The sequence below is a fragment of the Micromonospora sp. WMMD1155 genome (assembly GCF_029581275.1).
Classification (GTDB): Bacteria; Actinomycetota; Actinomycetes; order Mycobacteriales; family Micromonosporaceae; genus Micromonospora.
The window spans coordinates 6,702,530-6,715,678 of record NZ_CP120742.1 but is presented as its reverse complement, the minus strand read 5'-3'; the positions used below and the strand labels follow the sequence as shown (position 1 = coordinate 6,715,678).

The window sequence follows — 13,149 nt, the reverse complement described above, 5'->3', positions numbered from 1 at the left end:
TGGCGGCGTAGCCCGGCCCCCGGGCCGGGAGGAGCACGTCACCGCGCGGTAGGTTGCCGGGCATGGTGGACGCGGCGGCCGGCAGGGGCGTGCAGATCTGGACCGACGGGGCGTGCAGTGGCAACCCCGGGCCGGGCGGTTGGGGCGCGTTGCTGCGCTACGGCGACCACGAGCGGGAGTTGTTCGGTGGTGAGGCCACGCCGACCACCAACAACCGGATGGAGCTGATGGCGGCCATCCAGGCGTTGGAGAGCCTGAACCGGCCGGTCACCGTGGAGCTGCACACCGACAGCACGTACGTGCGCAACGGCATCACCAGTTGGCTGGCGTCCTGGAAGCGCAACGGTTGGCAGACCGCCGCCAAGCAGCCGGTGAAGAACGCCGACCTGTGGCAGCGGCTGGAGGCGGCCTGCGAGCGGCACCAGGTCACCTGGCTCTGGGTCAAGGGACACAACGGCCACCCGGAGAACGAGCGGGCGGACCGGCTCGCCAACAAGGGCATGACCGAGGCGCGGGCCGCGTTCGCCGGCCGCTGACCGTCAGCGGGTCGCGTCCGGATGCCCGGGCATGCTGGACCCACCGCCGCTGCTGCCGGACGAACCACCGGTCATGCCCGAGCTGTTGTCCTCGGTCACGATGTCCGGGCGCACGTCGGTGTCGGCCGGAGCCGGGACCTCGGTGTCCGCCTCGACCTGCACCAGCGGCACCTGGCCGGCCTCGTCCTCGCTGTGCTGCGGGTCGCCCGGCAGCTCACCGTCGCGTTTTCGGAAACCCACGCCGTGCCCCCCGTCGATGGCGATCCGCGTCGGCGCTGGCTACCCGGCGTCGTCCCGACCGAAACCTTGCGGTGTGTCAGCGGCGTCGGCCGCGCCGGGCGGGAGCGGCGCTCCGCGACGGCCGGCGGACCGGGGTGAGCGGCAGTGCCGTCCAGTGCGGTGGTCGGGTCACTGTCGTCGGCAGGCGGGTGCGCGCGTCACCCCGGGCGGCGTCCAGTTGAGCCTGGTGCAGGAAGAGGGCGCCCCGCAGGTCCGCGCCGCGCAGGTCGGCCCCGCGCAGGTCCGCGCCGGTGACGTCGGCGAGACCCAGGTCGGCCCCGCGGAGGTCGGCGCCGATCAGCAGCGTCCCACGCAGGTTGGCCCGGCGAAGGTCGACCCGGCGAAGGTCGACGCCGAGCAGGGGCGCGCCCCGATGGTCGGCCCCGCCGGGGGAGCGGGCCACGTCGCTGGTCCGCGACAGCAGAGGGTTGACCCGGGCCCGGTGCGCGGCGACGTCCACCGCGCGGAGCTGCGCCACGTCACCAGCGGTGAGCGCGGCGGTCTCGGCGCGGGCGTGTTCCAGCGCGTCCCGCAGGTCGACCGGCGGGTGCAGCGCCACCGCCGCGTCGAGATACCAGAGCAGTTCGTGCAGCGGTCGCAGCACGGCGAACGCCTCCGCCATGGCGGGCAACGTCTCCGGCGCGTCCCGCCAGTCCCTCCCGCCGAAGGTGACCTGCGCGACCTGTTGCCCGGCGCCGAAGCAGTCGAACACCGTACAGCCGGGGAAGCCACGCTGGCGCAGCTCGGTGTGGATGCCGCACCGGTGGTCCCCGCGCAGGTTGGGGCAGGGCTGCCCGGCCGGCTTGTCGATGGCGAAGTCGGCCGACGCGGCGAAGGCGGGCACCACGCAGCACAGCCCGAAGCAGCGCCCGCAGTCCGCGCGCAACTGCGCCGACTGTGGTGGCGGTGCGAGGTCCGGTGACACGCGGACGTCCTCCAGGCGTTCGGGCGGAACCCCCATTGTTCCGCGCGCGGCCGTGACCGGACCGCCGGGGTCACCGTCCGTGGTTGTCCCCGGCCGTCGCGGAGCGGGGTTCCGGGGTACGGGAGACGCCCGGCGGAGGCACCAGCCGATAGGCCGCCCGTGCGCCGTCGTCGTGCCCGTACTTCTGGTCGAAGTGCCGTTTCACGACCTCAGCCGGCGTCTGGTCCCCGTCGGTCGGCTCCGCCAGCGCGAACACGGCCGGGGCGGCCCCGGGCGCGCGGGGTGGCAGCACGGCTCGCACGGTCAGCGGCCCGGTCACCCGGAACCCACGGCAGTCGACGAAGTGCTGCCCGTCCACCGTCACGTACGGCACGCGCACCTCCACCACGTCCGAGTCGTCGTGGCGAAGGGTGAGCGTGACCGACCAGTACCGCTCCAGGTTCAGGGTGGCCTGTTCGTGCTCCCACAACTCCTCGAACCGGGCGTGCACGAACCCGCCCCACGGGCTGTCCATGTCGACTTCCAGCTGCGGGACGTTGAACGACAATTTCCCGATCGGGAAGAACGAGATCAACGCCCGGCCGTCCCACTGGTAGAGCTGGATCGACGGCGAGGCGTCGTAGAGCCGGACCTGCAGGCGGCGCCGCAGACGACCGTCGAGGGCGTCGGTGAAGGCGGCCAGGTGACGCAGGTTGGTGCGGATCTGCCGCGGTACGTCCACCCGCTGCCGTTCCAGCTCCTCGGAGCGCTGCTGGGCGGCGGTGCAGTCCGGGTCGAGCAGGAGCAACTGCACCTGCGCGCCGTTGGCGAGCGCCGCCCGGATCCCGGCCAGGGTCTCCTCGCGGTGCCGTTGCTCCAGCAGGATCGTCCAGGTGTCGAGGATGCGCACCCGGCGGCCGGAGCGGTGCAACCTCGTCACGAAGGCCTGCTGGTCGAAGCTCAGGTGCTCCTGCACCCGGGCCTTGCGGGCCTCCTCGAACAGCGGATCGAAGATGACGTACGAGATGGCGGCGAGGACCACGCTGGCCCCGAGGTTGAGCAGCAGGTCGCTGAGGAAGCCGCTGCTGCGCCAGGCGCCCAGCAGCATGACGACGGCGATCCCGAGCAGGGCGCCACCGACGCCGAAGGCGCGCCGCTGCCGGCCACCTCGACCAGCCCACCCGGGCATCCGATCCCCCTCCGCCGTCGACCGGCCCGGCCACCGGTCGGTGATCCGGAACGCGGACGATACGTGCCCGCTTCGCCGGCCGCTGTCCCGTTCGAGCGCGACGGGGTCACCGCCCGGACCCTCTCCACCCCTCATAGGGTGACGGTAACGGTACGGTGCGACCACGGAGGGTGGGCGCGGTGGGCGACAGTGAACGTGAGCGGGCGTTGCTCAGCGCGTCGACCACCGAGCACGACGCGTTGGAGAGCTGACGTAGCCGGCCGCGGGAGAGGCGGGCCCGGCCCGAGCGTCACACCGGCGGCGTACCGTCGCCGAGTGCGGATCACACGGTTCACCCACGCCTGCGTCCGGGTCGAGCACGACGGCGGGGTGTTGGTCATCGACCCGGGCACATGGAGCGAGCCCAGTGCCCTGGTCGGCGCGGACGCCGTCCTGGTCACCCACGAGCACACCGACCACGTGGACGTGCTGCGCCTCGCCGGCCTGGGCGTCCCCGTGTACGCCCCGGAGGGCGCCCGACTGCCGGATCTCGCGCCGCTGCCGGTGACCCGGGTCCGCGCGGGGCAACGCTTCACGGCGGCCGGCATCGAGGTCAGTGCCCACGGCGGCCGGCACGCGGCGATCCACGAGGGACAGCCGGACTGCCCCAACCTGGGCTACCTGGTCGGTGACGGGCTCTACCACCCCGGTGACTCGTTGCACGTGCCGGACGAGCCGGTGCGCACGGTGCTCGTCCCGGCCCAGGGGTCGTGGCTGCGCCTCGACGAAGCGATCCGGTTCGCTGCCGCCGTGGGCGCTGCCGCCGCGTACCCGATCCACGACGCGCAGCTCAACGAGCGCGGCCTGGCCAGCGTGGCCGGTTGGTTCGGCGAGACCATCCCCGGCTACCGCCATCTCGCCCCCGGCGACACCGTCTGAGGGACCACACCGGCGACGGCGAACGTGTCGGCCGTACTCATGTCTGATGTGGTCTATGTCACGGTAGCTTCGGCGCGCGCCGTCACCCCCGTCGGCGCTGTCGAGGAGCGCCCATGTCCACACCGCGGAAGATCGCCACCACCCTCGCCGCCGTCCTTCTGCTCGCCCTGACCACCGCCACCCCCGCCCAGGCCGCCACCCCGCCCACCAAGACCCCGGTCGCCGGGTCGTTGGGCACCTACAACGTCTCCGGCGTCTACGTCGCCGGTGTCTCCTCCGGTGGCTACATGGCGACGCAACTGCACGTCGCCTACTCGTCCCGCATCCGCGGCGCGGCGGTGTTCGCCGCCGGGCCGTACTACTGCTCGCAGAACACCGTCGCGCAGGCGCTCTACGGGTGCGGCGACAACGCGTACCCGACGAACCTGACCGCCCTGCAGACCTACACCCGCACGTGGGCGTCGTACGGCTGGGTCGACCCGGTCGGCAACCTGTCCGGCGATCCGGTGTACGTGTTCCACGGCGGCAACGACACCACCGTCAAGAAGTCCGTCACCGACGACCTGGTCCGCTACTACCAGCACTTCGGGGCCACCGTGCAGTACGACAGCGGCTCCGCCGCCGGTCACTCCTGGGTCACCCCTTACGGCACGCTCGGCTGCACGGCGACCGCGTCGCCCTTCCTCAACGACTGCGGCACCGACCCGCAGAACGCGTTGCTGCGCAAGCTGCTGGGCGGGGTGAACGCACCGAACACCGGCGCGCTCGGCGGCACGCTCGTCCGGTTCAGCCAGAACACCTTCGCGGTCAACGGCTGGGCCAACGGGTTGAGCATGGACGCCAACGGTTACGCGTACGTCCCGTCGGCCTGCGCGGCCGGCCAGTCGTGCCGACTGCTGGCCTCCCTGCACGGCTGCGCGCAGGGAGCCGGCGCGGTGGGCACGGCCTTCGTCGACCGGGCGAACCTCAACCAGTACGCCGACACCAACAACCTGATCGTCCTCTACCCGCAGGCGGGCACCAGCCTCAGCAACCCGAACGGCTGCTGGGACTGGTGGGGCTACCTCGGCGCGACCAACTTCCCGATCAAGGGCGGCGCGCAGGTGGAGACCATCATGAACATGGTCCGCCGCCTGGACGGTTGAGCGGCCGGGCCGGCCGGTCGAGGGTGGCGGCCGGTCAGCCCAGGAACAGCTGGACCAGCACCAGCACGGCGAGCAGGGCCAGCCCCCGTGAGCCCTGGCGCAGCAGGTCGACCGGGACCATCCCGAACGGGGTGTTGACAGTAGCGCCGCCGTAGTCGATGGGCGGACGGGTGCCGGCCCGGAACGCGGCGGCCACCACCCCTAGCGCCAGGGTCGGCGCCAACCACGGCGGCCCCGGCTCGACAGTCGGCACCGTCAGCAACCACCACAGACCCGCGCCGACCGCCGGCACCACCACGTGGACGCCGCGCAGCAGGTTGTCGCTGCCCCCGAGCGCCCGACGCAGCCCGGGTGAGCGGCTGATCGACCGCAGACCACCGGTCAGCCGGTCGACGGCGAGGTACGCGAACACCACCTGCGCGGCACCGGCCAACCCGGGCAGGGCGAGCGCGGTAGCGTACTGCACTCCGATCAGCGCCGCCCAGATCAGCACCGCGCTCGGGTGGCGACGCAGCCGCCGTACGTCGGCCTGGAGCAGCGCCCACCAGCCCGGACCGGCCAGGAACCGGCTGCTGCGGACCTTGCCGACCCGCCGCCACCGCCGGCTCTCCACCAGCCCGGCGAGGAGACTCGGGTCCAGCAGGATCGTCGCGGTGGAGGCGGCGTTGGCGAACTGGGCGCCGGTGGTCAGGGTGGCCCGGTCGACGCGGGGTAGCGCGCGTACCGCGAGGACCGTGCCCAGGGCGGCCAGGGGCAGCGCGACGGCGAACAGCGCGACGGTCGGGGTCGTCGTCGGCCGGGGCAACGCGTCGCCCAGGCCACCGACGAGCACCACCGCGCCGGTGATCACGGCGGCCGCCGTCAACGGGACCGCACCGGCCAGCGTCGGCCACCGTCGACCCGCCCGGCTGCTCTGGGCGACGACGCTGAGCGCCAGCGCGGCCGCGCCCCAGCCCGCGCCGGCCGCGGCCGCCCAGCCCAGGGCACCCGGGTCGGTGACACCGCCGAGCGCGGCGACGGCCACCCCGAGCGCGGCGGTGCCGGTCGCAGCGCCGACCAGCAGCAGGACGAAGCGCGGCGCGAGCCAGGCCCGCCGGTCGACCGGCGCGCTCGTCGCCCAGCTCTGCGTGGCCGGGGTGACCAGCAGCGGCCCGAGCGCGCGCAGGCCACGCCAGGCGAGGCCGGCGCCGGCCAGCAGCGCCGCGACCGCCAGCCACCAGCGCACGCCCGGCTCGGCCTGCCCCACCGTGGGGGAGTCCAGCAGGTCACGACTCGCGCTGATCGCGAACCACCCGTACATGCCCACGAACAGGACGATCACGTACGCGCTGCCCAGCACGTCGCCGAGGGAGTGGTCGTGGTGCCGGCTGCGCGCCTTCCGCAGGTGTGTCCGCAGTTGCCGCGCGGTGGGTACCCCGGTCGGCGTGTCGGCGATGGTGGCCGTCGGGGCGGTCACCGGCCGATCTCGATGCGCTCGTCGACCACCGCGTCGATCAACTCCGGGTCGTGCGAGGCCAGCAGCACGGCGGTGCCCGCCTCGCGTTCCCGGAGCAGGCGCTCGGTGAGCCACTGCCGCCCACGGACGTCCAGCCGTTGCTCGGGCTCGTCCAGGATCAGCACCCGACGGGGTCGGACGAAACAGGAGGCGAGCGCCAACCGGCGGCGTTGCCCGCTGGACAACGTCACCGGCAACTGGTCGCGGGCCGGCTCCAGACCCAGCTCGGCGAGGACCTCCTCGACCGGCTCGGAGTCGCCCCCGTGCGCGTACGCGACCAGTTGCAGGTGCTCGACCACGGACAGGTCGGGGAAGAAGTCGATGTCGTCCAGGGCGGCGGCCACCAGCGCCCGCACCTGCGGGTCGGTCTCGTCGGCCCGGCGACCCTGCACCAGCACCTCGCCCGCGTCCGGCCGGTCCGCGCCGACCACACAGCGCAGCAGGGTGGTCTTACCGCTGCCGTTCGGGCCCAGCACCACGGCGATCCGGCCCGCCGGGAGCGTGAAACTCACGTCGTCGAGCACCACCAGGTTGCCGAAGGTGCGACTGAGTCCCCGTACCGCGAGCGCGTCCACGATCACAGAGTCTCCCAGAGCCGTGCCACCGGCCAACCCGGGCGACCTATGTCACGCGGTCCGCGGCGTCGTCCTCCAGTCGCGCGTCGGCGGCGGCCAGCCCTTGCTCGTCGCCGACCTCCTCGGCGACCGTCGCCGCGTCCGCCCAGTGCCGCCGCGCGTCGGCGTGCTCGCCCAGCGCGGCGCGGGCGTCACCCAGGTAGAGCAGGGTGCGCGCCAACCCCGCCGTGGGCCGTGTCTCCTCGCGCAGCCGTCGACTCTCGGCCAACAGGTCGTACGCCGTGCGCGCCTGCCCCGGCGTGCTGGTCAGCAGTGTCGCCCCGGCGTTGAGCAGCGCCGTCGCCCGGCTGGTCGGGTCGTTGACCGAGTCGTACTCGCGCAGCGCCGCCCGCCACGCCTGCGCGGCGTCCAGGTGCTCGCCGAGACCCGCGTGCACCAGGACCAGGTTGGTCAACGCCGCCGCGTACCCGCGGGCGTCACCCACCGACCGGAACGTGTTGGCCGCCCGCACCAAATGGTGGTGCGCGCTGTCCAGCTCACCCCGGGCGAGCTGCGCCGCGCCGAGACCCAGGTCGGTGAGCGCGTGACCGGCCCGGTCGGCCCCGGAACGGTGTCGCCGGGACATCTCCAGGTGCTCCACCGCGTCGTCGAGCTGCCCCAGGTCGAGCAGGGCCAGGCCGAGGTTCATCCGGGCCTGGGCGGTGCCACCGCGCCCGCGTTCGTTCACCGCGAGGGTGAGTGCGGCCGCCGCCCCGTGCGGATCGTGCCGCCGCCGACGCAGCACACCCAGCTCGTTGTGCGCCCACCCGGCGATCTCCGGTCGGTCGTCGGCGGTCGGCGTGGCCAGCACGGTGCGGCAGACCTGCTCCCACTCGTCGAGTCGCTCGGCGTACGCCAGCCACCCGCAGAGCGCCACGGCCAGCCGGAACCACCACCGGCGGACCCGTCGGGGCAGTGTCTCGGCCGCCCCGGCGGGCACCCGCACGACCGCCAGCAGCAGCTCCTGGTGCAGGTCGAACCAGCCGTACGGGTCGTCGTCCAGCGGAAGTGACCACTCCCGGTCCGGCGGGGAGCCGAGCACCGCCAGGTTGGCCGCGTGCTGTTCGGCCCGGCGCGCCAGGTACCGGGTCAGCCGGGCCTGCGCGGCTACCCGGGCGCGGACCGGGTCGGCGTCGCGCAGGTGCAGTCGGGCGCTGTCGGCGAGCAGCGGGCGGATCTCGTACCGGTCGCCGGGCGCGCCGACCACGAACGCCGCGGCGGCCAACTGGTCGAGCAGCGTGGTAACCCGCTCGGTGTGCCGCCCGGCCAGCGCGGCGATCGTCGGCCGGTCGACCGGGGCGGGGATCAGCGACATCACCCGGTACAGCCGTCGGGCCTCGCGGCTCAACGCCCGGTACGCGGTGTCCCGCTCGGTGATCAGACGCGCGGCCGGTGACACGGCGAGCCGCTGGTGTGGTGGGGTCTGCACCGCGCGACGCAGCGCGTCCAGCACGTCGGAGTGCCGCCACCCGTGCTGGGCGGTGCGGTAACCGAGCGCGCGCACGGTGCGCGGTTGTCGGCCGCACAGGTCGACGATCTCGCGGACCGCCGGGTCGGTGCGCGGGTCGGCCCGACGAACCCGGGCGGCCGGCGCGGCCCCGCCCGCGGCGGCGAACAACTCGACCGCCTCGGAGGTGCCCGGCTCGGCGATCCAGTGCGCGACCACACCCTTGAGCCCCGCCAGCGCCGGACCGCCGGCGAGCAGCAGCCGGCAGGTGCGCGCGGTGGGCGGCAGCAGGGGCCGGACCTGGTCCGGTCGGTCGACGTTGTCCAGCACCAGCAGGATCCGGCGGCCGTCGAGCTGGCCGCGCAGCGCGTCGGCCGCGGCGACGAGCGCGTCCGGCCGCCCGGAGGTCGGTGGGGCGGTGCCCAGGATCCGGGCCAGCGCGGTGAGCACCTGTTGGGCCGAGCGGGGTCGGCCGTGTCGGCGCAGGTCGAGGTAGTACTGCCCGTCCGGGAAGTCCTCCCGGCACAGGTTGGCGGCCTGCACGGCGCACGCGGAGGTGCCCACCGCGCGGCGGCCCAGCACGGCCACCGCGTGTTCCCGGGAGAGCAGCCCGACGACCGCCTCGACGTGCTCGACGCGACCGGTGAACTCCGCCGTGTAGGGCAGGTTCGGCGTGCCGGCGGCCGGTGTGGTGAGCACGTCCGTCGGTTCGGGGTCGACCTCCCGGTCGGCCCGGCGGCGACGAACCTCGTACCCGACGAAGCCGAGGATGCCGCCGACGGCTAGGGCGATGCTGGTCGGCCCGAGCACGCTGGCCGCCAACTCGGAGAGCAGGTTGCTGGCGAGGTTGCTGACCAGGTTGGCGAGGACGCCGCTGACCACCCCGCCGATCGCGATCAACGCCGGCCAGCGCGGGCTGCGGCGGCCACCGCCCGGCCTGGTCAGCGGACACCCCCGGAGACGAGCCCGGCGACCAGGTGCCGCCGCGACAGCACCACCAACACCACCGGCAGCACCGAGGCGAGCACCGAACTGGCCGCGAGGGCGCCGCTGTTGCTCACGAAGCTGCGGGTCTGCTCGGCCAGGAACGGCCCGAGCGGCGACGCCCCGGGCCCGCTGAACAGCCGACCCACCACCAGGTCGTTCCAGACCTGGACGAACTCCAGCACGGACACCGCCACCACCGCCGACAGGTTGTGCCGGGCCAACCGACGCAGGGTGTGCCACCACCGACGGCCGCCCAGCCGGGCGTCGCGCACCTGCTCGACCGGCAGGTCGGCGAACGCGTTACGCAGCACCAGGACGGCGAACGGCACACCCAACGCGGTGTGCACCAGGGCCAGACCCTGGGTGGTGCCGGAGGAGAGCACCAGGCCCAGTACCTCGTTGACCGGACCGGCGATGACCTGGACCGGCACGACGCTGGCGGCCAGCAGCACCAGCCCGGTGGCCTGCGCCGCCGGCCCGGTCAACCAGGCCAGCGGGTACGCGGCCAACAGCGCGACCACCAGCACCGTGGCGGTGACCGCGGTGGCCAGGAGCAGGGTGAAGCCCAACGTGCGCCACAACTCGGTGCCGGTGACCAGGTCCCGGTAGGACTCGCCGTCGGGTGCCGTCGACCACCAGCCGCGTGCGGCGGCGTCCACCCTGCCGTGTGCCGAGGTGGCGACCAGCACCACGAGCGGCACCAGCCACGCCACCGCCGCGCCGACCGCGAGCAGCCGGATGACCCGCCGGGGCGGGGCCACCGGACCGGGCGGCGGGGCCGCCTCGGCGGGTGGCGGCGGCCAGGACTGCCGGACGAAGAGTGCGGCCACCATGATCCCGCCGACGACCGCCACCAACCACACCACGCCGAGCGCGGCCCCGTCGCCGGTGGTGGTGCCACCGGACGTCTGCCAGATCCGCAGCGCGAGCACCGACGCCTCGTCGCGCACCGAGCCGGGCGTCATGACCAGGATCAGGTCGAACGTGCGGCTGGTGCCGACCGCCACCAGGGCGAAGACCACAGCCGTGGTACGCAGCAGCAGGGGTCGCCACTGCGCGTCCCACAGGACGTGCCGACGCCGTCCCCCGTAGGCGCGGACCGCGTCGGCGAGGCTCGGCGGCACCGCGTCCAACGCGGACCGGAACACCAGCACGGCCAGGCCCACCCAGGCCCAGACGAACGCCGACATCAGCGCCACGGTGACCAGCCCCGGCCCGAGCAACTGCGGCGCGTCCTCGGCCGAACGGCCGGTCAGCCGGGCGGCGACCAGGGTGGCCAACCCCCGGCTCGGGTCGGGGTCGTACATCAGCCGGAAGGTGACCCCGGTGACGACCAGCGGCAACGCCACCGGCACCAGGAGGATCAACCGGACCAGACCGCCCTCCTCGGAGCGGCGCGACGCGGCGGCGAGCAGGTAGCCCAGCGCGGTCACCACCGCCGGCACCAGCAGCGCCCACAACACCGTCCGGCCGACCACCGCGCCGGTGCCCGGGGCGGCGAGCGCGGTCCGGAAGTGCTCCGCGCCGACCCAGCGGCCGTCGGTGGTGACGCTGGCGTGCATGGTGCGCAGCACCGGCCACAGCACGAGCCCACCGAGCAGCACGGCGGCCGGCAGCAACAGCGCCGAGGTCGCCCCCGCCGCCGGATAGGCCCGGCCCCGCCGGGGTGGCCCGACGTCGTCGAGCACGGCCAGCTCGCCGAGGACCGGCGTCCGGCTCATCGGCCGCCGCCCGCGTTGCGGGCCGCCAGGGCGAGCTGACCGGTGGCGCGGCGGATCGCCTCGCCTGCGCCCACACCGTCGGTGACGTCGGCGAAGAAGCCCTGCATGATGCGCCAGATGCCGACGCCGTCCGAGCCGGTGAACGCGCCCGGCAACTGGTCGGAGAGGTCGAAGCGCAACGTGCCGGGCGCCTGCATCTCCCGGGCGAGCCGCCGACCGACCTCGTCGGCGTAGCTGGTGATCGGGACGTTGGTGTTGGGCGAGAGGTAGCCGCCGGCGCGCAGCCAGGACCGGAACGAATCGGCCTCGGTGAGCCACTGGACCAGCTCGACCCCGCCCGCGGAGCCCGCGAACGCCACCGCCGCGTCCCCACCGACGATCAGTGGGCCGCCTCCCGGTCGGGTGCCCGGGAACGGGAACGTGACGGGTGCCTCCGGGCCGCGCTGGAACGGGCCGACGACGTCTGCGGTGAAGTCGGCCCCGCAGAGCATCACCGCACGCCGGGAATACACCACCTGGATCACCGACTCCTCGTACTGGGTGAGCAGGGCGCGACGGCCGCCGCCGAGGAACGCGCCGTCGATGCTCCAGAGCCCGGCCAGCCGGTCCAGGGCGTCCCGCACCGGCCTGCCCTGCCAGTCCGCGTCCGGCCCGGCGAGAGCGTCGTAACTCTCCGGTGCCACGTCGGCCAGCACGTTCTCGAACCAGTCGGTGAGCACCCAGCCGTCCGCGGCGCCGATGGCCAGGGGCGCGGGGCCGCCGTCGCGCCGGGCCGCCGCGCCGAGCCGCCGGGTGCGCTCGACCAGCGCGTCCCAGTCGGTCGGCTGCTCGGGGAGCATCGACGGCAGGTGCCAGACCAACGACTTGTGCGCCGCCTTCACCCACACCCCGTAGCGCCGACCGTCGGCGGTCAGGAGGTCACCCAGCCCGTCGGGTACGGCGTACTCGCCGGACGGGCGCACCGTGCTCAGCCAACCGCGCTGGGCGTACTCGGTGACCAGACCCGGGCGGGGCAGGATCGCCACGTCCGGGCTGGTGCCCGCGAGGTGCCGGGCCCGCAGGAACGCGTCGACGTCGTTGCCGGCGCTGACCACCTGCACCGACCCGGGGTAGTCGGCGACGACCCGGCGGAACCGGTCCAGCTCGCTGGTGCTCCAGACCACCGCCACCTGCACCGACCGGGTTCCGCCGGAGCAGCCGGCGGTCACCGCGGCGACACCCGCGGCGGCGGCGCGCAGCACTGCGCGACGGCTCGTCCGGCCGGTCGGTCTCATCGGGTCGCCTCGCTCGGCTCGGTGACGAGGTCGTGCCGGACCGGGATCTCGGCCAGGGTGGCCGGGTCGGCGGTGCAGACCAGCACGGCCACCCCGGGCGCCTCGGGTGGGGAGAGTCGGGGCATCAGGTCGGCGAGGCGGCTGTCACCGGCCGACCCCGCCGGCAGGTCGACGACGAGCACCTCGGGCAGGCAGGCCGCCGCCCGGGCGAGCGCCACCCGGAACCGTTGGGCGGCGGAGATCTGGTGCGGCAGCAGGGTGAGCGACAGCGCCAACTCGAGCCGGTCGACGACCGTGGTCGTCCAGTCGTCGGCCACCTCGTGCACCCGTTCGCGTTTGCGCTGGCCGTACTCGATGTTGCGGCGCACGGTGAGTTGCGGCAGCAGCGCACCGCCGGCCGGCACGTAGCCGATCTGCCGGCGGGGCGGCGGCAGCGCGGTGACGTCCCGGTCGCCGACCAGGATGCGGCCGGTCACCGGAGCGGCGAGGCCGACCAGGACCCGGGCGACGGCGGTGCCGAACCGGGGCGGGGCGACCAGGGCGGCGAGCGTGCCGGCGGGGACGTCGAGGGTCACCGGCCCGGTGCCGGGGACGGCGACCAGTGCGCGTAGCCGTAACGTGACCCTCACCTCCGGTGACC

General features: G+C 74.4%; 12 protein-coding genes. 3 read left to right on the top strand and 9 right to left on the bottom strand.

Features of this window, described 5'->3' with window-relative positions; translation table 11 throughout:
• Positions 1–62 precede the first annotated feature (62 nt).
• Positions 63–536, top strand: a complete 474-nt coding sequence (rnhA, locus tag O7617_RS30750; protein WP_282259929.1) for a ribonuclease HI — start codon at positions 63–65, stop codon at positions 534–536.
• A 3-nt stretch (positions 537–539) separates the two neighbouring features.
• Here rnhA and O7617_RS30745 read toward each other — a convergent pair whose 3' ends face one another.
• The 3 genes from O7617_RS30745 to O7617_RS30735 form a co-directional block, all read right to left on the bottom strand.
• Positions 540–776: a preprotein translocase YidC gene (locus O7617_RS30745; RefSeq protein ID WP_088989852.1), complete on the bottom strand. Its 237-nt coding sequence runs from the start codon at positions 774–776 to the stop codon at positions 540–542.
• Between the two features lie 76 nt (positions 777–852).
• Positions 853–1,776 (bottom strand): pentapeptide repeat-containing protein, encoded by a 924-nt coding sequence (locus tag O7617_RS30740; RefSeq protein ID WP_282259926.1) that lies wholly within the window; start codon positions 1,774–1,776, stop codon positions 853–855.
• Between the two features lie 34 nt (positions 1,777–1,810).
• On the bottom strand, positions 1,811–3,043 hold the full coding sequence (locus O7617_RS30735; RefSeq protein WP_282259924.1) for a DUF5919 domain-containing protein: 1,233 nt from the start codon (positions 3,041–3,043) through the stop codon (positions 1,811–1,813).
• Positions 3,044–3,223: 180 nt separating this feature from the next.
• Here O7617_RS30735 and O7617_RS30730 point away from each other — a divergent pair, with 180 nt between their 5' ends.
• Together O7617_RS30730 and O7617_RS30725 are read left to right on the top strand one after the other, a co-directional pair.
• Positions 3,224–3,826 (top strand): MBL fold metallo-hydrolase, encoded by a 603-nt coding sequence (locus O7617_RS30730; protein ID WP_282259923.1) that lies wholly within the window; start codon positions 3,224–3,226, stop codon positions 3,824–3,826.
• 113 nt (positions 3,827–3,939) lie between these two features.
• On the top strand, positions 3,940–4,971 hold the full coding sequence (locus tag O7617_RS30725; protein WP_282259921.1) for a PHB depolymerase family esterase: 1,032 nt from the start codon (positions 3,940–3,942) through the stop codon (positions 4,969–4,971).
• Positions 4,972–5,005: 34 nt separating this feature from the next.
• On the opposite strand, the gene O7617_RS30720 is transcribed toward O7617_RS30725, so the two are convergent.
• Genes O7617_RS30720 through O7617_RS30695 form a run of 6 tightly spaced genes read right to left on the bottom strand, consistent with a single transcriptional unit; the run spans position 5,006 to position 13,138 of the window.
• The gene (locus O7617_RS30720) at positions 5,006–6,427 is read right to left on the bottom strand and encodes a DUF6297 family protein (RefSeq protein WP_282259920.1); all 1,422 of its coding nucleotides are present in this window, start codon (positions 6,425–6,427) and stop codon (positions 5,006–5,008) included.
• Positions 6,424–7,047 carry an ABC transporter ATP-binding protein gene (locus O7617_RS30715; protein ID WP_282259919.1) on the bottom strand — a complete coding sequence of 208 codons (624 nt, stop codon included), beginning with the start codon at positions 7,045–7,047 and terminating at the stop codon, positions 6,424–6,426. Before O7617_RS30715 ends, O7617_RS30720 begins: the two co-directional genes overlap by 4 nt.
• A 40-nt stretch (positions 7,048–7,087) precedes the next feature.
• Positions 7,088–9,427: a tetratricopeptide repeat protein gene (locus O7617_RS30710; RefSeq protein WP_282259918.1), complete on the bottom strand. Its 2,340-nt coding sequence runs from the start codon at positions 9,425–9,427 to the stop codon at positions 7,088–7,090.
• Positions 9,428–9,468: 41 nt separating this feature from the next.
• Positions 9,469–11,235: an ABC transporter permease subunit gene (locus tag O7617_RS30705; RefSeq protein ID WP_282259917.1), complete on the bottom strand. Its 1,767-nt coding sequence runs from the start codon at positions 11,233–11,235 to the stop codon at positions 9,469–9,471.
• Entirely contained in the window at positions 11,232–12,509 is a 1,278-nt protein-coding gene (locus tag O7617_RS30700) for an extracellular solute-binding protein (RefSeq protein WP_282259916.1), read from the bottom strand. Before O7617_RS30700 ends, O7617_RS30705 begins: the two co-directional genes overlap by 4 nt.
• Complete coding sequence (locus tag O7617_RS30695; protein WP_282259915.1) at positions 12,506–13,138, bottom strand: ATP-binding cassette domain-containing protein; 633 nt, start codon at positions 13,136–13,138, stop codon at positions 12,506–12,508. Before O7617_RS30695 ends, O7617_RS30700 begins: the two co-directional genes overlap by 4 nt.
• Positions 13,139–13,149 lie beyond the last annotated feature (11 nt).